This window comes from Oryzophilus luti (assembly GCF_059726245.1).
This window is the reverse complement of sequence record NZ_AP040874.1, coordinates 557,316-578,227: the sequence shown is the minus strand read 5'-3', so window position 1 is coordinate 578,227 and position 20,912 is coordinate 557,316. Positions and strand designations below refer to the sequence as shown.

19 protein-coding genes are annotated in these 20,912 nt (G+C 63.5%); 13 read left to right on the top strand and 6 right to left on the bottom strand.

The window, feature by feature from the left end:
• Positions 1-89: 89 nt before the first annotated feature.
• Together yihA and purU are read left to right on the top strand one after the other, a co-directional pair.
• Complete coding sequence (gene yihA, locus AC6IZO_RS02515) at positions 90-692, top strand: ribosome biogenesis GTP-binding protein YihA/YsxC (RefSeq protein ID WP_497807678.1); 603 nt, start codon at positions 90-92, stop codon at positions 690-692.
• Positions 693-742: 50 nt separating this feature from the next.
• A complete protein-coding gene (gene purU / locus AC6IZO_RS02510) occupies positions 743-1,615 on the top strand; it encodes a formyltetrahydrofolate deformylase (protein WP_497807676.1) in 873 nt (290 codons plus the stop codon).
• A gap of 12 nt (positions 1,616-1,627) precedes the next feature.
• Here the strand turns inward: purU and AC6IZO_RS02505 are convergent, their stop codons facing one another.
• The 3 genes from AC6IZO_RS02505 to bamA are packed head-to-tail and all read right to left on the bottom strand — an operon-like array spanning position 1,628 to position 9,406.
• Positions 1,628-5,725, bottom strand: coding sequence for a translocation/assembly module TamB domain-containing protein (locus AC6IZO_RS02505; protein WP_497807674.1), 4,098 nt, complete (start codon positions 5,723-5,725; stop codon positions 1,628-1,630).
• Position 5,726: 1 nt separating this feature from the next.
• Positions 5,727-6,404, bottom strand: a complete 678-nt coding sequence (locus tag AC6IZO_RS02500; RefSeq protein WP_497807672.1) for a SurA N-terminal domain-containing protein — start codon at positions 6,402-6,404, stop codon at positions 5,727-5,729.
• Positions 6,404-9,406 carry an outer membrane protein assembly factor BamA gene (gene bamA / locus AC6IZO_RS02495; RefSeq protein ID WP_497807670.1) on the bottom strand — a complete coding sequence of 1,001 codons (3,003 nt, stop codon included), beginning with the start codon at positions 9,404-9,406 and terminating at the stop codon, positions 6,404-6,406. The genes AC6IZO_RS02500 and bamA overlap by 1 nt, the downstream gene beginning before the upstream one ends.
• 126 nt (positions 9,407-9,532) lie before the next feature.
• On the opposite strand from bamA, the gene AC6IZO_RS02490 reads away from it, so the two are divergent.
• The 11 genes from AC6IZO_RS02490 (at position 9,533) to hutH (ending at position 18,282) form a co-directional block, all read left to right on the top strand.
• The gene (locus tag AC6IZO_RS02490) at positions 9,533-10,561 is read left to right on the top strand and encodes a ThiF family adenylyltransferase (RefSeq protein WP_497807668.1); all 1,029 of its coding nucleotides are present in this window, start codon (positions 9,533-9,535) and stop codon (positions 10,559-10,561) included.
• 144 nt (positions 10,562-10,705) lie between these two features.
• Complete coding sequence (locus tag AC6IZO_RS02485; protein ID WP_497807666.1) at positions 10,706-11,122, top strand: cobalamin B12-binding domain-containing protein; 417 nt, start codon at positions 10,706-10,708, stop codon at positions 11,120-11,122.
• Positions 11,123-11,353: 231 nt separating this feature from the next.
• Complete coding sequence (locus tag AC6IZO_RS02480) at positions 11,354-11,944, top strand: enoyl-CoA hydratase/isomerase family protein (protein WP_497807664.1); 591 nt, start codon at positions 11,354-11,356, stop codon at positions 11,942-11,944.
• A 30-nt stretch (positions 11,945-11,974) separates the two neighbouring features.
• A complete protein-coding gene (locus AC6IZO_RS02475; RefSeq protein ID WP_497807662.1) occupies positions 11,975-12,385 on the top strand; it encodes an acyl-CoA thioesterase in 411 nt (136 codons plus the stop codon).
• Between the two features lie 171 nt (positions 12,386-12,556).
• On the top strand, positions 12,557-12,892 hold the full coding sequence (locus tag AC6IZO_RS02470; protein WP_497807660.1) for a helix-turn-helix transcriptional regulator: 336 nt from the start codon (positions 12,557-12,559) through the stop codon (positions 12,890-12,892).
• A 69-nt stretch (positions 12,893-12,961) separates the two neighbouring features.
• A complete protein-coding gene (locus AC6IZO_RS02465) occupies positions 12,962-13,825 on the top strand; it encodes a hydroxymethylglutaryl-CoA lyase-like TIM-barrel protein (RefSeq protein WP_497807658.1) in 864 nt (287 codons plus the stop codon).
• Positions 13,812-14,426, top strand: coding sequence for a hypothetical protein (locus AC6IZO_RS02460; RefSeq protein ID WP_497807656.1), 615 nt, complete (start codon positions 13,812-13,814; stop codon positions 14,424-14,426). Before AC6IZO_RS02465 ends, AC6IZO_RS02460 begins: the two co-directional genes overlap by 14 nt.
• Positions 14,427-14,610: 184 nt before the next feature.
• A complete protein-coding gene (locus AC6IZO_RS02455; RefSeq protein WP_497807654.1) occupies positions 14,611-14,925 on the top strand; it encodes a hypothetical protein in 315 nt (104 codons plus the stop codon).
• Complete coding sequence (locus AC6IZO_RS02450; RefSeq protein ID WP_497807652.1) at positions 14,925-16,100, top strand: glutathionylspermidine synthase family protein; 1,176 nt, start codon at positions 14,925-14,927, stop codon at positions 16,098-16,100. The genes AC6IZO_RS02455 and AC6IZO_RS02450 overlap by 1 nt, the downstream gene beginning before the upstream one ends.
• A 94-nt stretch (positions 16,101-16,194) precedes the next feature.
• A complete protein-coding gene (locus tag AC6IZO_RS02445; RefSeq protein ID WP_497807650.1) occupies positions 16,195-16,635 on the top strand; it encodes an acyl-CoA thioesterase in 441 nt (146 codons plus the stop codon).
• Between the two features lie 93 nt (positions 16,636-16,728).
• Positions 16,729-18,282 (top strand): histidine ammonia-lyase, encoded by a 1,554-nt coding sequence (hutH, locus tag AC6IZO_RS02440; RefSeq protein WP_497807648.1) that lies wholly within the window; start codon positions 16,729-16,731, stop codon positions 18,280-18,282.
• Positions 18,283-18,356: 74 nt separating this feature from the next.
• Here hutH and AC6IZO_RS02435 read toward each other — a convergent pair whose 3' ends face one another.
• From AC6IZO_RS02435 to AC6IZO_RS02425, 3 genes are read right to left on the bottom strand one after another with little or no spacing between them, the layout of a single operon-like run.
• Entirely contained in the window at positions 18,357-19,004 is a 648-nt protein-coding gene (locus AC6IZO_RS02435) for a hypothetical protein (RefSeq protein WP_497807646.1), read from the bottom strand.
• A 46-nt stretch (positions 19,005-19,050) separates the two neighbouring features.
• Complete coding sequence (locus AC6IZO_RS02430) at positions 19,051-19,740, bottom strand: DUF6920 family protein (RefSeq protein ID WP_497807644.1); 690 nt, start codon at positions 19,738-19,740, stop codon at positions 19,051-19,053.
• Complete coding sequence (locus AC6IZO_RS02425; protein ID WP_497807642.1) at positions 19,740-20,909, bottom strand: cystathionine beta-lyase; 1,170 nt, start codon at positions 20,907-20,909, stop codon at positions 19,740-19,742. The genes AC6IZO_RS02430 and AC6IZO_RS02425 overlap by 1 nt, the downstream gene beginning before the upstream one ends.
• Positions 20,910-20,912: the final 3 nt, after the last annotated feature.

Below are 20,912 nucleotides of genomic sequence, written 5' to 3'. Positions count from 1 at the left end.
CACGCGATAGAGTCACTGGAACCGGCAGACGAGCCACGCATCACACCTCCGTGCAGCCACAAGCCCGGAAATATCGGTTAACATGGGGTATGAAGGTTTACACGCGATTTCTGACCTCTGTTGCCGATGCTGCACGCCTCCCTGTACCCGGGACGCCTGAGATCGCGTTCCTGGGCCGCTCGAACGTTGGCAAATCCAGCCTGATCAACTCGCTGGTGGGCGCCAAGATCGCCAAGACCAGCAACACGCCTGGCCGCACGCAAACCATCAATTTCTTTGAAGTCCGCTGGCCGGGACGTCCCAAGCCGGACGTGCTGTTTGCCGACCTGCCCGGCTACGGCTACGCGCGCGTTCCCAAGGCGCTGAGCGAGCAGTGGCCGCAGTTCATCAATCCCTACCTGACCGAGCGTGAGACGCTGGCGCTGTGCCTGTGCCTGGTGGACGCCAACATTCCGCCGCAAGCGCTGGACGCGCAACTGGTGCAGTGGCTGAGGTCGAACCAGCGCGACTTTCTGGTGGTGGCCACCAAGGCCGACCGCGTCGGCAACAAGCTGCAAAACTCCCTCAACGCGCTGAAGAAGGAACTCGGCGTGGAGGAGATTCTTCCCTACTCGTCAAAGACCGGACTCGGTCAGAATGAGTTGTGGAAGGCCATCCGTGCCGCCGGTGAGCGGCTCGGCGCAGACGAGTAACCCAACACCGCCCCCTCGCGGCAATCATACTTCTGGAAAAGAGGCGCATCATGGCATCCCAGCTCCACCGGGAAGATACCGCCGTATTGTTGATCAGCTGTCCGGACCGCAAAGGGCTTGTGGCGGCCATCGCCAACTTCATCCTTGAGCACGAGGGCAACATCCTGCACGCCGACGAACACAGCGACGAGCAGACGGGCCAGTTTCTGATGCGCGTCGAGTTCGACGCCGCCGCGATGAACATCCCCCTTGCGCAGTGCGAGCTGGAGTTCGCCGCCATTGCCGAGCGCCACCAGATGCACTGGCGGCTGGCACGCTACGAACGCCGCCCGCGCGTTGGCATCCTCGTTTCGCGGCAATTGCACTGCCTCGCCGACCTGCTCTCACGACACGAACTGGGCGAGTTGGATTGCGATATTCCTATTATCCTCTCCAACCACACGGACGCCGAGCGGCTGGCGCGCTACTATGGCCTGCCCTTCGTGCACACGCCAGTGACGCCCGCCACCAAACTCGAGGTGGAACAACGGCAGATTGCCATGCTCCGCGAGCAGGGCTGCGACCTGGTGGTTCTGGCGCGCTACATGCAGGTGCTCTCGCCTGCGTTTGTGGAAGCTTTTGCCAACCGCGTCATCAACATCCACCACTCGTTTCTGCCGGCGTTCATCGGCGCCAAGCCCTACCACCAAGCGTTTGAGCGCGGAGTGAAGCTGATTGGTGCCACCAGTCACTACGTCACGCAGGACCTCGACGAAGGGCCGATCATCGAGCAGGATGTGGCCCGCGTCTCGCACCGGGACACCGTCGAGGATCTTGTGCGCAAGGGACGCGACCTGGAGCGCGTGGTGCTCTCGCGCGCCGTGAAGTGGCACCTCGAAAACCGCGTGCTGCTCTACGGACGCAAGACCGTGGTGTTTGTCTAGGAATCTTTCCGGCTAGCGTTTGCGCTTGCGGAACTTCACGTCGACGGAGACGACGCCGGTGTAATCGCGCAGTGCCACGATCGAGACGTCCTTGTTCACGTGGTACTCGAACTGTATGACCTGCTGTGCCGACTGGCTGAGGTTGGTGATGTAGGTCAGCGTCACCTTGTTTGAGACTTCCTGCTCCACGGTGAGGCGCGCGTTGGGGTTGTTTTCCGCGCCGCCCACCTGGGGATCAATCTTCAGGCGGCTGATTCCAAAAATCTTCTGCATGCGGCTGCTGACGGTGGCGTTGAGCGCCTGCCCCAGCAGCGCGTCGCTGGGTGTGCTGCCCACGGTGGGCGAAGACTGCTGTCCACTGGCCAGCATGGCCGGGTTGGCGGACTCCTCACGCGTGCGGCCGAGCGCCAGCAGCGCGATGATGTCCTGCGTCGGCAGCGGCGGATCGGAGCGATAGCTGGTGTTCAGCTTGTCGAGCGTACCGTGGAAGCCGAGAGTGATGTCGTAGTCGCGCACCTTGGCCGAAGCTTCCAGGTCAAGGTTTGGCTCGATCTTCACTGGATTGCTGAAATTGATGTCGCCACGCTCAACGTGATACTTGGTCGAGTTGAACGAAATATCGCCGTCGAGAATATTCACGCGGCCGAGGACGACGGGGCGCAACGCGGTGCCGCGCACGCGCAGGTCCAGGTTGCCGGAGAAGCGCGCCAGGCTGGTCTGCACGTTCAACTCCGGTGCGGAGACAATGTGCATGTCCAGGTGCAGCTTGTTGAGCGGCGAGTCGAGGTCGAGCACCGTCACCGCAGGCTGGCGCCCGCGTGCAAGGTACATGGCGAAATCGAACTCGTGGTTGAAGCCGAGCCGCGTAACCGTGACCTCGCCATTGAGCGTCGCATTCTGCGGGCTGCCCACCAGCGAGAGGTTGGCATTGGCCGTGGAGCTGACGCCCTCCGGGTAGCGGATGCGAATGTCATGGCCGGTGGCGGTGATGTTGGCGTAGAGGCCCTGCGGTGAAAGATAGGTGAGGAAGCCGCCCAGCTTTACCTCGCCGCCGCCACTGCGCGCGGTCAGGTCCGTCACCTCAAGGCGGTCGCGATTGAACTGCATGGTGCCGTTGATGTCGCTGAGGCCGTTGGGCAGGTCAATGTAGCTGACGGAGGCGCCCGCAACCGTGACCTTGCCCTGGAAGATCGGGTTGGCGACCGTTCCGTTCACGTTGACGTTGAAGCGCGCCGTGCCGCTGGACATCATGTCCGGGTTGGCGGCCTGCAGCAGCTTCAGGTTCATGTCGCCGCTGGCGCGGAGCGCGAGCTTGCGCGCACCCGTCAGCTCGGCGGTTCCACGCAGATCAAAGAACCGTGAGCCTTCCCCACCCAGGCGGCAACGCTCCACGCGCAGCACGTTATCAGAGACCTGCATCAGGATGGAGCCTTCATTCACCACCGGAACGCCCTGCACGCTGGCAGAGAGCTTGTCGGCTTCAAACTCTGCAAAGATTTTTGCCGGCTTCTTCAGCGGGCCGGAGGCGCGCAGCTCGGCGGCGACAGCCGTGGGACCGGTCAGCCGCAGCGGCGAGAATGCTGCGATCAGCGGATTCAGATTGCTACTGCTGAGCTTGACCTGTGCACGCGCGGGAAAATCTCCACGGAGGCTGACCACGGCGTCGAGTGCGGCCTCGCCGACCGTGCTCTGCGAATGCCCTGTCAGCTTCATCTCGGTGCCGCTGCTGGCGGCCACCAGATTAAAGTCGCCAACGGCTGTGCCGTTGATCTTCACCCCTGCAAAGTGGGCATTGCCATTGAGCACCGCCTCACCGGGAGCAATAATGCCATCGGCCTCAAAGCGCGACTCGCCCGCAAGCTGCAGCTTCGGATTCGCTTCGAGCGCGCGTACCTGCTCCAGACGGAAGCCCGCACCGCGCGCGCGGAAGTGCAATTCCCCACCCACGATGTTGTAGGCCAGCGTGGCTGTGGCTGTTCCTCCGGCGGTGCGCAACTCTGCACGCGGGAACTGAATGTGCCCTCCACCGAGATCGAAGTTTGAACTCAACGACTGCACCGGCTGGCCCCAGGCAATGCCGTCCTGAAGGCGCAGGGTGCCGCTGCCGCGCAGATCGCTCTCTGGGCCGGCAAGCGACGCTGAAAGCTCAAGCGTGCCGTCCGCCGGAAGCTTCTCACCAATCACCGCCAGCACGTCGGAGAGCCGCGCCTGTTCGAGGTTCGCGCGCAACTGCATCAGTGGGTTGTCCGGCATGCGGCCCCGCGCAAGCTGCGTGTGGAAGTCGAGCGCGAGCTGCATGTTGCCGTTGCGCAGGTGCGAGTTGGTGAACGCGAGTCGCGAAGCGTCGTAGACGAGGTCGGTGGAAATGCTCGTCCACGGCAGCCGCACCATCTGCGCGGGCTTGGTGGGCTCAAAGCCGAAAATCGTGCGCGGCAGCACCAGCGTGATGTCCTGTGCGTCGGCGTGCCCCTGCACGGTCGGCAGGCTCAGGCGGCCGGAAATAGTGCCCTCGAACGAAGTGAGCCCGCCGAACTCGACCGGCATGGGCCCGGCGTCCACGCCGCGCAACCGCGCAATGATGCCTGCAAATTCCGAGGGATTGGACGAGGTGGCCTGCACATGCATGCCGGAATCATTCGAGAGACGTCCCCGCACCGAGACGTGCGAAGCCGGCGTCTGAATCTCGCCGACGGCGATGTCCATGGCGTCCTCGGCATAGTTGAACTGGCCGAGCAGGCGGACCGCGTAAGGCACATGGCCGGGCGCGGAGCCGGGCGAGACCGCCGCCGTCGTCAGGTCCATATCGGCCAGCGCGTGCTCGGCCGAACCACGCCAATGTACGTTGACCTTGCCGCTGGTCAGGCCTTCGGCGTGCAGAGCGTCGAGCGGCAGGTCGTTATTGGAAACCGACTGGATGACCTGCGCGAGCGAAACGCTGGTGGCGATGAAGTCGCCCTCGGCGTGCTGCTCGTCCGCCTTTGCGGCGCCGGGGCCGGACTGGTAGTTGGCCACCTGCATGGAGCCAGCAACGGTGCCGCCCATTCCATGCAGGAAGAGGTGCGGCAGCTTGATGAGCTTGCTGTCGGCGGCAAAGTCGGTGCCAAGCGAGATGCCGCGCAGGCGGAATGCTCCGGCATCGTAAGAGGCGTCGCGCACACTGAGCTTGCCCGCAGCGCGCCACTGCCCGGCGCTGTAGGTAAAGCGCCCGGCAGACGCAAGTTCGCCGCCGTGGAGACGGGCAAAGCGCGTAATGGCGCCCACCTGCCCGAGGTCGCCGTTGAGTTTGTAATCCGCCAGCAGCTTGGGCTCACGGAAGTTGACGATCTGCCCGGTCAGCTCAAGCGTGCTGCGCTCGCTGCGTATCCGCGCCTGCTGCAACAGCAGGCGGTCGCGCAACATGCTGGCTCGAACGTCCACGGCGACGGCAAAATGGCGCATCGCATGAGGCGCAATGTCGACGCGGCCCGCGTGCAACATGGCGTCGTAGCGACGGGCGGTAGTGTCCCAGAGAATCTCTGTCTCCACGTCGCCAGCATCGAGGTCGAGCGGCGTTTCGTGGTCGTTGCCGATGAAGCGTCCGTTGCGCAACTCCACGTGGTTGATGGCGAGGCTGAACAACTGCTGCACACGCTCATCCAGCGGACGCGACGGCTGCTTGGGGCCAGGGAGGTTCGTGGAGCCGTCCGGATTGGTGATGATGTGGACGGTTGGCGCCAGGACCGAAATCTCACGCAAGGCCAGACGCGCGCGCATCCAGCCGAAGGGCTTGAGCCCCACTTTCACGCGGTCGGCGTGGAACAGCGGCAACGCTCCGGCCGGCTCCGTGCCATGCAGCGCCAGCCCATCGGCTTCAAACTCCAGCCGCGACAGGTCCCAGCGGAAATCGCGCATTTCGACCTTCGCGCCAGTGGCACGCTCCAGCCGCGAGACCACCATGCGCTGCATGTGCATGCGGAAATTGGTGGACGTGAGATACCAGGCCGCGAAGCAGGCAACCGCCAGAAAGACGATACCGATGGCCGCCTCCACGCGATGGCTGACGTGCACGTGGTAGCGCACGCGTAGCTTGCGCAAGGGCGTCTGCTTCTCCGGGCTGGCAGGCGTCGTCATCTCAACGCACCTCTCCGGCGGCGGCTTCGGGCTTCCAGTGAATGACGATATCGGCCTGCGCACGCAGGCTGCTCATCCAGCTTGTGAGCTGCTCATTGAGCTTCTGCTGAACCAGCAGTTCCTCAATGCGTGCATAAACCTTGTTGAGCGGGTCTGGCTCGTGTCCGGTGGTGCGCACTTCAGGAGAGAACTTGTCGCGGTAATAGGCTTCCACCTCGTAGCGATGCACGCGCGCGTTGGGCCGCAGGCGGAAGTCGATAAAGCGCACCATCTGTAATTGTGCGGAGAGCAGCCGCTCCACGTCGGCACCTGTAAGTTGATAGGAGGCAAGCACCTTCTGCCAGCCAGCTTCACTGCTGGCCTGCGGGAACTCCGCGCGCACCGCGCGAACCTGCTCGGCCACATCCTCGGCAGTGGGCGGCGTCAGGTTCAGCATCTGCTGGCGGATCAATTCCTGATCCACAAGGCGGTCGAGCGCGCCGCGCGCGTCCTCTGCGGTGATGGCGGCCACGGGCTTGGCGGATTGCAACGCCTCAAAGCGCGTTTCGTCATCAAGTTCACTGGCCAGAATCGGCTGCCGGTTCACGGTGGCGACAATGCGCTCAACCACGTCCGCGGCATGCGCACAGGTGCTCACCGCCAGCAACAGCACAACGAGTTGGAGCCAACGACGCATCATCAGAACGTCTGCCCGATGCTGAAGTAGAAATTCAGCCGCCGAGTGGTGTCATGGTACGGCGAGCCGCTGGTGGGCGACTTCACCGGATACACCGTCGGATTCAAGTTGTAACCCAGGTCGACGCGCACCGGGCCGATGGGTGTGTGGTAGCGGATGCCGGTGCCGACCGCGTGCGAAATGTAATTGAAGTTGCAGCCGACGCTGGCGTCGGTGCTGCGGCAGAACTCCTGCCCTGGCTGATGCCAGCGCGCCAGGCTCGCCCACATGTCGCTGGTGTGGGCGAAGGTGTTGCCCATGTCGTGGAAGAAGACGAAGCTCATGTTGTCTCCCACAAAGGGCAACTGCGGCGGCGGCAGGCGAAACTCTATGTTGTTGACGATGGACGCGTCGCCGCCGAGCGCCGAGCCGGTGTCGAGATCGCGCGGCCCCGCCTGATTCATGGGGAATCCGCGCAGGTTGTTGCCGCCACCGAGGAAGAAGCGCTCCGGCAGGGGAACAATCGTTGACTTGCCGTAAGGTGACGCCAGCCCGATGCGCGTGTTGCGCGCCAAGATGAACTGGTGCTTCCGGCCAAAGGAGTGGTAGGTCGAATTCTGAAGAATGACCCGGCCGAAGTTGGCCTCCGAGCCGAACGCACTGGAGGCAATCGCAAGGTCCCACGTGTTGTAGCGGCCCTTGGTGGAGTTCACCGGATTGTCGCGCGTATCGCGCACATAGGTCATGCTCGGAATGCCGACGCGCACCGGCCGCGAATAGAGCGGAATCAGGTCTTCACTGAAGCCCGAGGGGAAACTGTTCGGATCAACCTTCACGCGGCGGTAGGCAAACGTGTAGAGCATCTGCGTGGCGCGGCTGACGACCTGCTGCAACTGCAGAGAGCCTTCCACCTTGTCATAGGCGTAGGTGGTGACGTCGCGCTTGTTGTCGTAGAAGGCGGTCAGGGTCAGCCGCCAGTTCGGGCGGTCGAACCAGCGCGGCTGGTCGAAGCTGAGCAGCGCGCGCTTCTGCAGGTTGCCAAAGTGCGACTTGAAGATCAGCGACTGGTCGCGTCCGCGAAAGTTGATACGCGTGACGTCGAGTGAAACACGCGGACTTACACCGATTTTTCCCTGCGATCCGCTGTTCTGGCTCTGGTTCACGCCGCTTCCGGCTTCCACGCCGAAGCCGTAATTGAAGGTGTAGCGCTTGGCTTCCTTGATCTGGAAGAGCACGTTTTTCTGGCTGATGGCGCCGTCGGGGTTCTGCACTGCCACGCCGACCTCGTTGAAGATGCCGAGGTCGTAAAGCCCGCGCTGGCTGCTGATCATGCGGTCCTGGCTGAGCGGACCGCCGTCATGCACGCGGATTTCGCGGTTGACGATGTGCGGCCGCGTCATCTCCACGCCACTGACCAGCACCCGGTCCACGGTCACGGGCTGGCCTTCATGGATGGTGTAGGTCACGTCGCGCAGTGTCTCATCGCCCTCGGCCACCGCGGACGTACTCTCCATCTCCACCGAGGGAAAGCCTGCGTTGAAGTACATGGAGACGACGTTGTCGCGATCGGCACTGATGGTCGTCTCCGAATAGGGCTGCCCCTCGGCCAGGTCAATGCGCGAGTGAATGGCATCGGCATTGAGGGCGCTATTGCCCTCAATGGTCAGCTTGCGCACCCGCACCAGCGGGCCTTCCTGAATGCGAATGATCACCCGCAGCGTGTCCTGCTTGCCGCTGGTGTCGTGCTTCAACTCGCTGCCGACTTCGGCGTGGATGTAGCCGTTGGAGGTATAGAAGAGCTTGATGGCAGCCACGTCGCGCGCCAGCGTAGCCTGGCTGAAGCGGCCGCTGGGCATCATCCACGAAGCCGGCTGCATCACCAGCAGTTCGCGCAGGTTGTCGGTCATGAAGGCCTTGTTGCCTTCAATGTCGATGGCCGCCAGCTTCAGCTTTTCGCCACGGTCGATGTCGTACACAACGTGCAGCTTGTCCTTGCTCTCCTGCTCCTGGCGCACGTTGATTGCCGTATCAAAATAGCCTTTGGTCTGGAAGTAGTCGCGCAGGTTGCGGCGTCCCTCGTTGAGCAGGTCGTCATCAATCGCGTTTTCCTCATAGATCGGAACGTAATGATGCAGCTTGCTCTGGCTGACGTGTGCGCCCTCCGCCCGCAAGTCCACGGCCGGGCCGCGGTCGACTTGGAAGACATAATCCACGGTGTTGGTGCGCTGGTTGTAGGCGCGCGTGGTGTTGACGATCTGTGCTGCCAGCCGGTTGCGCTCGGTGTAGTGCTTGCGCAACCGCGAGAGCATCTTCACCACGGTGTCTCCGCGCACGGGACGGCCGGTGTGCATGCGGCCAATGCTCTCCACCTGTGCGGGCGTCATGCCGCTATTGCCGGTGATGGTGATGGCGCCGATGGTGGCGCGTTCGCCCATATTGATGCGGAAGATGAAGTTGATCTGCTGTGTCTGCGGCTGGGGACGCCGGTCGCAGGTCACCTCGGCGCGGTAATAGCCATTGTCTTCCAGCACGCGGCGCATGCGGTCAAGCGAATCCTGCAACTTCTTTTCGGTGAACAACTCGCCCAGCGTCAGGCGCGTGGAGTTGATCATCTGCGTCTCGCTGGGGCCGGCTTTGGTCAGGCCCTCCACGCGAACGTCGCCATTGAAATAGTTCGGCTCGGTGCGGAACAGCAGGTGCAGGCCATCGGAAGACGTCTCGCTTTCCACCGTCACCTCGGCGAACAGGCCGGTGGCATAGAGTGTGCGCACCACGGCGCGAAGACGTGCACGATCGAACGGCGTCCCGGAAACCGGTTGAAGCAGCTTCTGGACAGCCTGAGAAGGCTCGCTCCCCGTGCTGCTAACCAGTTTGACCTGTGACACGTTCTGCGAGGACGGCCGGGCCACGCCGGAGGCGGAGACAGCAACACTCTCCACCGCCTGCGCACGCGCGGACTCCACCGCGACGGGCGCCAGCGACGCCAGCAGCGCCAGGCTGAGTGCCGACCAGTTCAGGAAACGCAATCCGAGCCCTTCCGCCTGCGGCATTCACCGCAAGGACCACGCAACGGCACGTCCTGCGACAAAAACAGTGCCAATCCGAACCGCGCCGCGCGATGACTCATATAATAACGTCTGGAGCACGCATTCATGGATACGAACCTTCGTTTTGCCGAACGTTATTCAAGACAAATTCTGTTTCGTGGCATTGGCGAGGAGGGTCAGCGCAAGCTGGCGGCCTCGCGCATCGCGATTGTGGGCTGTGGCGCCACCGGCAGCGCCCTCAGTTCCCTGCTGGTGCGGGCCGGCGTGGGCTGGGTACGCGTGATCGACCGCGACTACATTGAGCCCAGCAATCTGCAGCGCCAGGTGCTGTTTGACGAGGCCGACGCCGCCGAGAGCCTGCCCAAGGCCGTAGCCGCCGCGCGCAAGCTCAAATCCGTGAATTCCGAAGTCACCGTGGATGGCCAGGTCGCCGACCTGACGCCCGGCAATTGCGAAGACCTGCTGGAAGGCGCGCAACTGGTTCTGGATGGCACCGACAACTTCGAGACCCGTTACCTGATCAACGATTACGCCATCTCGAAGAACATTCCGTGGATTTATACGGCCGCTGTCGGAAGCTACGGCGTAACCATGAACGTACTCCCGGGCGAGACCGCCTGCCTCGCCTGCATGTTCCCGGAGTCGCCGACCGGCCCGACCGAGACCTGCGACACCTCGGGCATCCTGAATTCGGCGGTCAACGCCGTCGCCTCGCTCTCTGTCACCGAGGCCATTAAGTACCTGGTGGGCGCGCGCGACAAAATGCGCCGCACGCTGTACTCGGTCGACGTCTGGCATAACGACCGTTCGGAGATCCGCACCGACCATCCGCGCGAGGGCTGCCGCGCCTGCGACGAGCGCGAGTTCACGCATCTCTCCGGTGAAGCACGCCCGCATATTTCCATGTGCGGACGCAACTCGGTCCAGATTCACGAGCGCAACCGTCCGGTAAACTTCGAGGAGATGAGCCAGCGCCTCTCCGCCCACGGCACCGTGCGCTATAACGAGTTTGTGCTCAAGTTCTACCGCGAGCCGCTGGAGCTGACGCTGTTCCCCGACGGCCGCGCCATCATCAAGGGCACCACCGACGTCGGCGTGGCGCGTTCGCTCTACGCCCGCTTTATCGGAGCCTAGCAACCAGCTCTTGATTTCCCGGTGCGGGAGCCACGGCTTCCGCGCCGGACACCTGCCTCTTTTCTAAGTGCGCTCCCGCCCCCGCCCGCGCTATCATGGCCGCAGCACCACCCGATTCCAGTTCATATACGGTGCATTGTCCTTATGGCTACTGAACGCAAAATCCGAGTACTGGTCGCCAAGCCCGGCTTGGACGGCCACGACCGCGGCGCGAAAGTCATTGCTCGCGCCCTGCGTGACGCAGGCATGGAAGTGATCTATACAGGCCTGCGCCAGACCCCGGAGATGGTTGTGAACGCGGCGTTGCAGGAAGACGTCGACGTCATCGGCCTCTCCATTCTTTCCGGCGCACACAACGCCATCGTGCCTCGCGTGATGGAGCTGCTGACCGAGCAGAAAGTCGATGATGTGCTCGTGCTCGTCGGCGGCATCATTCCCGACCAGGATGTGGATGGACTGAAAGGCAAGGGCGTCAGCGCCGTCTTCCAGCCCGGCACACCGCTGGAGGAGATCGTCGTCTACATTCGCGAAAACGTGAAACCGCGCGGCGTCGCCGCCTAACGGTTCCATCGCAATCTCAAAGGCCCCGCCCGGCAGATGCCGTAGCGGGGCTTTTGCATTTTGCGTGAATTCGATGATTGGCGACCTATCGAGAAGCGTCATCCTGAGGCGGCGGGGACGAGCACCTCACGCAGGTGATTTGGCGGTACCCGCCTTGCGCCTTTCGAACCGACCGGCGCCGAAGGATCTGCTGTTCCCTTCTACGCGCGTGATACAGTCCTCTACACACCCATGCACTTTGAGTTGACCACCACGGAGCACGCGCACCTGTTGCGCCTCGCCGGAGACGAGGCAAACAACGTGCTCTCCCGCGCGCGGGTGCGGGCGCTCACCGATTGCATCGAGCAGTTGGCTGCGGCGACGCCAACTCTGCCGCTCGTGCTCTGCGGCAACCGGCGATTCTTTTCCGCCGGAGCCGACCTGAATGAGATTTCGGCGCTCACCGGCGCGGAAGCCTACGAATTCGCGGCAATGGGCCAACGCCTGATGCAGGCAGTGGCCGCCTATCCGGCCGCAACCTGCGCTGCCGTTGAGGGCTGGTGCATGGGCGGGGGCTTCGACCTCGCACTCTCCTGCCGCTTCCGCGTGGCCTCTCCGCACGCCATCTTCGGACACCGCGGCGCTGCGCTCGGCATCATGACCGGCTGGGGCGGCACACAACGCCTGCCGCGATTAATTGGTCAGGCTCGCGCGCTGGAGATTTTCCTGACCGGCGAAAAGGTCCACGCACAGCGCGCGCTCGAACTCGGCATCATCGACGCCATCGCCGACGACGCGGTAGCCGAGGCCATGTCGCTGGTCGGCCGCATCGAGACAACGTAAGACGACCTTCGCCCGCGCTACACTACCTTCATGCTCACCGCGGCCACGCCCTACGAACTGCACCTCAAGGTTCTCCCCGAAGACATTGACCAACTTGGACACGTGAACAACGTGGTCTACCTGCGCTGGGTGCAGGAGGCGGCGACGGCCCACTGGAGCGCGCTGGCCACGCCCGAGGAGCAGGCCGCGCTGCTGTGGGTGGTGCTGCGGCATGAGATCGACTACAAACGCTCGGCCATGCCGAACGACGAGATCATCGCGCGCACCTGGGTGGGACCTGCCGAGCGGCTCAGCTTTGAGCGCAACACGGAAATCCTGCGCGCGAGCGACCGCAAGCTGCTGGCCCGGGCGCGAACCTTGTGGTGTCCGGTGAACGCCCACACGCTCAAGCCCACCGAACCAAGCGCGGAAATCCGAGAACGCTTCTCGAATGCAGGATAGGGGGCAGGGATTAGGGATTTGACTGGAAGCAGACTGCTCGTTCGGCGTCACAGGTCCGTTCCGCTTCTGCGCCTTCCCAAAACGAACACCGCTCCCAAGCTGAGATTGAACATTCCGCTAAAGTGTTCTGCGGAATTGACCGAGCATTGTGCCTGCGCAACACTCGTCTGCATGAACACCGCAGACGGCAACACCAGCCACCTTCCGCCTCCCGAGACGGCCGCAGCGTCGCCTTCACAGTCCCGCGAAATTGACGCCCTCTACAACCGCATTGCCGTTCTGCGAGCCGAGCGCGGGCTTTCCCGCCAGCAACTGGCGCAGCAGCTTGGCGTCAATTACCAGACGATTGGCTACCTGGAGCGCGGCGACTATAACCCGAGCCTCGATCTGGCGCTGCGCATTGCCGAGCTGTTCCGCATGCCGGTGGAGACTGTCTTTTCGCGCCGCCCGCTGCGCCCACTGAGCGAGGTGCTCTACGGCACGAGGCCGCCACTCAACCACCAGTAGGCTGGGAACCTGCGGTCTGCCGCGCGACTGGTGAAGCCCCGGCACCCTCCGGTGTAAACTCAATCGCGTATGAGCGATGTGAAACTGATTGAATCTCCCCGGAGCGCGTGGGCTGGTCTGCGCGGACAAATCCCCACGTCGGAAAAGGTCAGCTATGTGAAGGCGCTGTTTGACGCCGGCTTCCAGCATCTGGACGCCTTCGGCTTTCTGCCGCCAAAGACGGCACCACAGATGTCCGACAGCGAAGACGTGCTGCGCCGCCTTGAAGTGCCTGATGGCGTCGAGGTTATTGGTCTGGTAGTGAATGAGAAGGGCGCCGAGCGCGCCGCCGCCACCGGCAAGGTCACCACCATCGCCTATCCGTATTCGCTCTCGGAGACCTTCCTGCGCAAGCAGCAGGAGCAGTCGCCCGAGGAGAACTACGACATGCTCGACGAAGTGTCCAAGAAGGCCTACGACGGCGGCATGGGCGTGGTCGCCTACGTTTCCATGGCCTTTGGCAATCCTTACGGCGATCCGTGGAATCTTGACGAGGTGATGCAGGGCATCGACAACCTGGTGGAGTCCGGCGTGGAGAGCATTGTGCTGGCGGACACCGCGGGGGTTGCCACGCTGGAGCAAATCACCGAAGTCTGCGGCATTGCCGGTGCACGCTTTGCGGGCTTTGACCTGGGCGTACACATTTACGCGACCAAGGATGACGCCGCGGCGAAGCTGCTGGCAGCCTACGACGCGGGTATCCGCCGCTTTGACGCCACGCTCGGCGGCATTGGCACCTGCCCCACGGCCAGCGAGCCGAAGCTCCACAACTTGGCGACCGAAGGCGTGATTGCCGCGCTGGAGACACGCGGCGTTGGCTTTGGCATACACCAGCCGCTCGATTCGCTGATTTCACTCAGCCGCGACCTGGCGGCTCACTATGCCCAACGATAACCAGACCTCTTCCGTGCAGGAACCCGAACCGCAGGATTACTCGTTCCCCTTCGGGCGGCGCTATCGCTGGATGCGCCGCCTGATCGTACTCGTGGTTGTGCTGGTGGCGCTCGGAGAAGGCTTTGGGCCGGAGTTGCGCGGCCTGTGGTGGCACCTGCACAACCCCAGCACGGTTGATTTCCACGGCGTGCGCTTCCGCGTGCCGCCGATGGCCTACGTGCTTACGCCCACGCCGAACCAGCTTGTCGTCGTGCGCGGCACGGGTTTCCTGCGCTTCAAGTTCGCGCACGCCTCCTACCAGACTTGGACCCTGAATTACCTCTCTCCGGAGTTGCTGGCCAGGCGCGGTACGAGCCCACTGTTCAGTTTTGAGCAGACCTACCACGCATCGCCGCTCGGCGAGCGCCGCACGCCGATGGTTGGCGCGCCGCTGGTCTGCCGCGAGTACCCCATGGGGGCATTCCGCACCATTCAGTGCGAGCGCTTTACGCCCGGCCCGCGTCCGAGCTATCTCGGCCAGACGGATGGCGAAGAGGATTTCTACCGCTTCCTTAGCTCGGCGACTTCGGTGGCAGCGCCCAGCACGGCCGATGCGCCATAGCTCGCTGTCCCGTCGCTTTGTGCTTGAGTAATGTCCTGCATCCGCGCTGGAGATGCACCTCATCGCAATTCGCAATCGCATTGCAGGCTGTGAAATCGCGCATTTCACTTGGTGTGCCATGCTCACGCGCTGTAAACTTCGCAGCAAGCGCGCGCAGGCTGCGTGCGCCGGGCAGACACCATTCATGAAGAAATCTTCCTCTATCACCCTGGGACTGGTTGCCACGCTGGCACTCACGTTTTCCGCCTGCAACCGCGAACGCAAGGACTGCGTGGACGAAACCAACCACCTGACCGACCCGAAACGCTGCACCGACGCCGACTACAACCGCACGCACGGCTACACCGGCTACATGCCCTATCGCTGGGTTTACGGCGGCAGCAGCGGCGGACACCTTGGCGACACCGTTTTTAATTCCAACCCTATCCCCGGCATGGGCCACGCGAGCGGCGTCTCGCGCGGAGGCTTTGGCTCCCACGGAGGGAGCATCGGATCCTGATGCAACGACGCACACGCACACCACGCGACAACTGGCAAAAGAAGGTTGAAGAGCTGGGGCTGGTCTATCACACGCTCGATGCGCAATCGGGCGCGGCCTACTGGGATGAATCCGCCTACTACGAGTTCACCTCCGCCGAGGTAGACCGGCTGGAGGCCGCGACGGCGAAGCTGCAGGAGATGTGCCTGGCCGCCGGGCAGTACATCATCGACCACAACCGCTGTGCCGACCTTGCGATTCCGGCCAACGCCGTGCCGCTCATCAAGCAGGCATGGAACGAGGAGCCGCCGGCGCTCTACGGGCGCTTCGACCTTGCCTACGATGGTCGCGCCATCAAGCTGCTGGAATACAACGCCGACACGCCGACCGCGCTGCTGGAGGCTGCGGTGGTGCAATGGTACTGGCTGCAGGAGCTTTATCCGCAGGCCGACCAGTGGAACTCGATTCACGAGAAGCTGATTGCGAAGTGGAAGGACCTGAAGGATTACGTCTACGAACCGGTCTACTTCGGACACTCCGACAACGACGAGGACAACTTCACCTGCGCCTACCTGGCCGACACCGCGCAGCAGGCGGGCCTTGAAACCCGCGACATTCTGATGCCGGAGATTGGCTTTGACTCGCGCCTGTTCTCCTTCGTGGACATGGAGGAAAAGCCCATCCGCACGCTCTTCAAGCTCTATCCGTGGGAGTGGCTGCTGGGCGAGCAGTTCGGGCCGCAGGCGCTGGACTTCATGCATCAGGGAGCGGCGCCGAACGCGCAGCAGGGCTGGCGCGGCACGCAGTGGATTGAGCCGATCTGGAAGATGATGCTCAGCAACAAGGGGCTGCTGGCCATCCTGTGGGAGATGTATCCCGGGCACGAATTGCTGCTGCCCGCGTACTTCGACGGCCCGCACGACATGCGCGATTACGTACGCAAGCCGAAGCTTTCGCGCGAGGGGGCAAACATCATCCTGGTGCGTGACGGCGAGAAGCAGCAGACCTCGTATGGCGATTACGGCGCCGAAGGCTTTGTCTACCAGGCGTTGGCTCCCATCCCGGAGATCGACGGCAACTATCCGATTCTCGGCAGTTGGATGATCGACCAGGAGCCGGCAGGCATGGGCATTCGAGAATCGAGCACGCTGATTACGAACAACACCAGCCGCTTTGTGCCGCACCTGTTCCGCTGAGCAGCCGCCAGCAGAAACTTGCACGCCAGAGCGCGACAGGACCATTCGATGCTGCGCTCTGGCGCTTGCAGCCCCGCTCTTCTAACATGGATGCATGGAACCCAATGCCACTGCTCAGCGGCAGCCCGTTGTCTGCGAGCCGCGCCTCCGCGTGCGTTATGCGGAAACCGACCAGATGCAGGTCGTTTACCACAGCAATTATATTGTCTGGTTTGAAGTGGGTCGCGTGGAGCTGATGCGCTCGCTCGGACTCAGCTACAAGCAGTTTGAAGAGGCTGGCTACGGCCTGCCGGTCGTCGAGGTAAAGTGCCGCTATCACCGGCCCGCGCTCTATGACGACATGCTGCTGATCCGCACGCACATTGCCGAGATGAAGCCCAAGGTCATGCGCTTTGCCTATGAGGTGGTGCGCGAAGCGGACGGCACGGTGCTGGCTGTGGGCGAGAGCACGCACCTGGTCACGAATTCCACCGGCAAGGTTGCGTCGCTGCCGGAGCAGTATTACGCGCCGTTCCGCGAGGCCGCCGGACAATAAATAGCGGCTCGAACATTTCGCCGCGCCATTTCAGCGCGGGACTACAATCATCGGTTTGCAATCTTTGGGCGCATGAGCGCCGGAGCTACTGGCATGAACGCACTGCACATCAATGGAAACGATCTGACTCTTGAAACCTTTGCCGAGGTGGTGCTGGCGCGCCGCCCCGTACTGCTGGAGCCGCAGGCGCGGCTGGCGGTGGAGCGCGCACGCGCCGTCGTTGACGACCTGGTTGCGGGCGACCGCGTGGCCTACGCCATCACTACCGGCGTCGGCAAGCTCTCCGACGTGCGCATTGACGCGCATCAGGCGCGCGAGTTGCAGATCAATTTGGTTCGCTCGCACGCTGTGGGCGTCGGTCAGCCGCTCAGCGAGCAGGAAGCGCGCGCCATGTGCCTGCTGCGCGCCAACTCGCTCTCCAAGGGCTACAGCGGCGTGCGCCCGGTCATTATCGATACGCTTTGCGAGATGCTGAACCGCGGCGTACATCCGGTCATTCCTTCACAGGGATCGGTAGGTGCCTCGGGCGACCTTGCTCCTCTCTCCCACTTGGCGCTGGTGCTCATCGGCGAAGGCGAGGCCATCTACGAAGGCAAGCGCATGAGCGGCGCCGAAGCGTTGAAGGCCGCCGGCATTACGCCGGTCGCGCTGGAGGCGAAGGAAGCCATCTCGCTCATCAACGGCACGCAGGCCATGCTGGCCTCCGGCTCGCTCTCACTGCTTGCGGCACAGGTGCTGGCGGACTCCGCCGACGTCATCGGCTCCATTTCTCTGGACGCGCTGCAGGGCACCGACGTTGCCTTCGACGAGCGCATCCACAAGGCGCGTCCGCACCCCGGACAACTGCACGTGGCCGCCAACCTGCGCAGGATGATGGAAGGCAGCGAACTGCGTGAGCGTCACCGCGATTGCACCCGCGTGCAGGACGCCTACTCCATGCGCTGCATGCCGCAGGTGCACGGCGCCGTGCGTGACGCCATCAGCTACGCGCTCGGCGTTTTTGAGATCGAGATGAATTCGGCGGTCGACAATCCGCTGGTCTTCCCCGCACCGAAGAAGGTTGGCGCGCCGCGCACCGGGCATGAAGTGGTCGAGGGCGACATCATCTCCGGCGGCAACTTTCACGGCGAGCCCATTGCCTTCGCGCTCGACATGCTGGCCATTGCGCTGACGGCCATTGCCGGCATCAGCGAGCGCCGCATCGAGCGCCTCGTCAATCCGCAACTCAGCGAGGGACTGCCTGCATTCCTGGCTCCCGCCGCCGGGCTGAACTCCGGCTTCATGATGCCGCAGGTGACGGCCGCCGCGCTGGTGAGCGAAAACAAGGTGCTCGCGCATCCGGCTTCGGTCGACTCCATCACCACCAGCGGCAATAAGGAAGATTACGTTTCCATGGGCATGACCGGCGCGCTCAAACTCAAGCGCGTGGTGGAGAACACGCGCAACGTACTGGCCATTGAGGCACTGGCGGCGGCGCAGGCCGTCGATTGCGTGGCCCCGCTGAAGCCAAGCAAGCGCGCACGCAAGGCGCTCGACGCCATCCGCGCCGTCTCGCCGATGATGGTGCAGGACCGCTCGCTCGCCAAGGACTTCGCGCTGGTTTCCAACGTGATTGCCCGCGGCGAGATTGCCTCCGCGCTGTACTAACCAGCATTCTCAACAGAACGACGAAGGGCACGGCCAGCGCCGTGCCCTTTTCTCTTGCACTTGCGCAGCCGCATTTACTTCAACACCCACATCAGCGCCACGCCCAGCAACAGGCCGCCCAATAGCATCATCAGCGGGCCGGCTGCGTGCAGGACCACGCGGCGCGCTTCGCGCCACGGCAGTCTGTGCCAACTGCGGAAGCGCAACGTCCGTACCCCGGGCGCCTTCTCAATATTCACACCGTCGCGCATCTGTAGCGCCGCCGTCAGCGATTGTCGCACTGCATCCACATCGCCGACAGATGAGTGTGCCTGCGTGGTTTGGAAAGAGTCTTCGGGCCAAGCATACTCACGCTCGGCCAGGGCTGCGGCCTCCGGGGTGCGGACGCGCTGCAATCCGCGCAAGGCTTCCGCCAGCACCTGCTCGGCCAGCGCCACGTCGCCCTCGTGCACCGCCATCTGGAACAGTTGCAATTGCGCCGTCAGTTCCGTGGTCGGCGGACGCACGGGCAGTGCCCACGCCGCAGCCGCCGAAACGATAGCATCGCCTTCCGCCAGCACGCGGTAAGCGCGCGGAAGGCTGGCCAGCGTTCGCTCCACTGCCTGCAGGTCGCCCTCGCGCAACTCGGCGCCCGCCTGCAACAACGCGTCAAACAACCGCTCGGTCATTTGCGCCAACAGCAGTTGTGAATCCGCTACGCCGGGCAGTCCGTGAATGGACATGGGAGAGGCTCCTCCCTGTCTTCATCGGCCACACGTAACGCTCAGATTAAATGTGAAACTCGATGCGGGTCAGTTCGCCTTCAAAGTAGGAAAACTCTTCCCCGTCTTCCACCCATGCGGCCTCGATGACGGAAGGCACCAGCAGGCCATCGAATTGACGGTAATCGCGCGCATGCCCAACCCACGGGCGCTCCACAAAACGCTTGCCCTCGGTGCGGTGCCGCACCCCTGACATGGCCTTCACAAGTCCATCTTCGCCAAAGTGAAAATCGAGGCTGGCCTGCCCCGCGCCGCAGACAACGATGGCGCGCGCCCTGCGCTCATCAACGGTCTGCCAGTGGATCGCCTCGCTGAGCCAGACGGCCGGCAGCAGCACGCTTTCGGCCAGCCAGCGCAGCATCTCGCCCCGGTCAATCTCCGGGCCGAGCAGTTCGGTGAGCTTGAATTTCAGCGGTCCGGCGCGAAGGCAGCCACGACCATCCACAAATTCATCAGTCACCGTGAACGGCACCGGATCCAGCATGCAGATTTTGGCGCGCCAGCAGAAGCCCGCCGGTTGCGCATTGATCCATTCCTGGGCCGTAAAGCTGCTGGCCGCGCCACCCTTGCGCATACGCATCACGCCGCGCTGCTCCAGTTCCACGCGGCGCACCGGAGCGTGCGCGAGCGCGCCCGTCAGTTCCAGGTGACGCAGCACCGGAGCCGGCAGCGTCGCACTCGCTGCAGCGCCGCACATTATTCCTTCATCTCCGCAAAGCCGCGCTGCAGGTCGCGCTTCAGGTCGTCAAGGTCTTCCAGCCCGATGCTGAGCCGCACCAGCCGCTGGCCAAATTCCGGCCCGCGCGCGTGCAGGTCATAGGCCATGGCAAGGCTCGTGGTTCCGGCCCAGCTATAGCCGATCTTGAACAACTGCAGCGCATCCACAAAGCGATGCACCTGCTCGCCGCTGAACTCCGGCTTGAAGACGAAGGAGAACAGTCCTGTGGAGCCTGTAAAGTCGCGCTTCCAGATCTCGTGCCCCGGGCAGCTTGCAAACGCCGGATGCAGGATGCGTTCGACCTCCGGACGCTCGGCGAGCCAGTGTGCAATCTCCAGCCCGGCGGCCTCCGAGTGCTTCAGGCGCAGGGCCAGCGTCTGCAACCCGCGCAGGGTCAGGCTGCACTCGTCGCCGCTGACGGCCACGCCCAGCCAGGTGCGCGTCTCGCCAATCCGCTTCAGCAGCGCCTCGTCGCGCACCGTCACCGAGCCCATCAGCACGTCGCTGTGCCCGGCCACGTACTTGGTCAGCGCCTGCACGGAAATATCCACGCCATGCTCAAAGGCGCGGAAGTAGACGCCCGCAGCCCAAGTGTTGTCGAGCGCCACCGGCACGCCACGCTCGTGCGCCGCCGCGCAGATGGCGGGAATATCCGGAACCTCCATGGTGATGGAGCCGGGCGTCTCGGTCCAGATCAGGCGCGTGTTCTCGCGGATGAGGTCGCGGATTCCGCCGCCAATCTGCCAGGGATAGAAGGAGGCCTCCACGCCGAACTTCTTGAGCGCGGAGATGGCAAAGCGCCGGTTCGGGAAGTAGACGTTGTCCGGAATGAGGACGTGCGCTCCGGCGCTGAGCATCGCCATGTCCACCAGCGTGATGGCCGACAGCCCGCTCGGCCCGAGGAACGTGCGCATGCCGCCCTCCAGTTCAGCAATGCGGCCGGAGAGCGCAATCGTTGTCGGCGTGCCGTGCGTGCCATAGGAGTAGCCCTCGTCCTCGGTGTTCCAGCCGGGGTTGGTGCTCATGTTCGGCAGCACAACGGTGGAGGCGCGCTCCACGGCCACGCTCAGCGAGCGGAACCCCGTGGGCACCGTCGCGTCGGTGTGAATCAGCTTGGTCTTCCAGTCCTTGGTCACTTTTCCGTCCATCTA

Coding starts and splice junctions, on each gene's coding strand:
- hutH (WP_497807648.1), top strand. CDS start 16,729: ATGAACGCACTGCACATCAATGGAAACGATCTGACTCTTGAAACCTTT.
- AC6IZO_RS02430 (WP_497807644.1), bottom strand. CDS start 19,740: ATGTGCGGCGCTGCAGCGAGTGCGACGCTGCCGGCTCCGGTGCTGCGT.
- AC6IZO_RS02465 (WP_497807658.1), top strand. CDS start 12,962: ATGAGCGATGTGAAACTGATTGAATCTCCCCGGAGCGCGTGGGCTGGT.
- AC6IZO_RS02425 (WP_497807642.1), bottom strand. CDS start 20,909: ATGGACGGAAAAGTGACCAAGGACTGGAAGACCAAGCTGATTCACACC.
- AC6IZO_RS02445 (WP_497807650.1), top strand. CDS start 16,195: ATGGAACCCAATGCCACTGCTCAGCGGCAGCCCGTTGTCTGCGAGCCG.
- AC6IZO_RS02470 (WP_497807660.1), top strand. CDS start 12,557: ATGAACACCGCAGACGGCAACACCAGCCACCTTCCGCCTCCCGAGACG.
- AC6IZO_RS02450 (WP_497807652.1), top strand. CDS start 14,925: ATGCAACGACGCACACGCACACCACGCGACAACTGGCAAAAGAAGGTT.
- AC6IZO_RS02455 (WP_497807654.1), top strand. CDS start 14,611: ATGAAGAAATCTTCCTCTATCACCCTGGGACTGGTTGCCACGCTGGCA.
- AC6IZO_RS02460 (WP_497807656.1), top strand. CDS start 13,812: ATGCCCAACGATAACCAGACCTCTTCCGTGCAGGAACCCGAACCGCAG.
- AC6IZO_RS02435 (WP_497807646.1), bottom strand. CDS start 19,004: ATGTCCATTCACGGACTGCCCGGCGTAGCGGATTCACAACTGCTGTTG.
- AC6IZO_RS02485 (WP_497807666.1), top strand. CDS start 10,706: ATGGCTACTGAACGCAAAATCCGAGTACTGGTCGCCAAGCCCGGCTTG.
- AC6IZO_RS02505 (WP_497807674.1), bottom strand. CDS start 5,725: ATGACGACGCCTGCCAGCCCGGAGAAGCAGACGCCCTTGCGCAAGCTA.
- purU (WP_497807676.1), top strand. CDS start 743: ATGGCATCCCAGCTCCACCGGGAAGATACCGCCGTATTGTTGATCAGC.
- AC6IZO_RS02500 (WP_497807672.1), bottom strand. CDS start 6,404: ATGATGCGTCGTTGGCTCCAACTCGTTGTGCTGTTGCTGGCGGTGAGC.
- AC6IZO_RS02475 (WP_497807662.1), top strand. CDS start 11,975: ATGCTCACCGCGGCCACGCCCTACGAACTGCACCTCAAGGTTCTCCCC.
- AC6IZO_RS02490 (WP_497807668.1), top strand. CDS start 9,533: ATGGATACGAACCTTCGTTTTGCCGAACGTTATTCAAGACAAATTCTG.
- AC6IZO_RS02480 (WP_497807664.1), top strand. CDS start 11,354: ATGCACTTTGAGTTGACCACCACGGAGCACGCGCACCTGTTGCGCCTC.
- yihA (WP_497807678.1), top strand. CDS start 90: ATGAAGGTTTACACGCGATTTCTGACCTCTGTTGCCGATGCTGCACGC.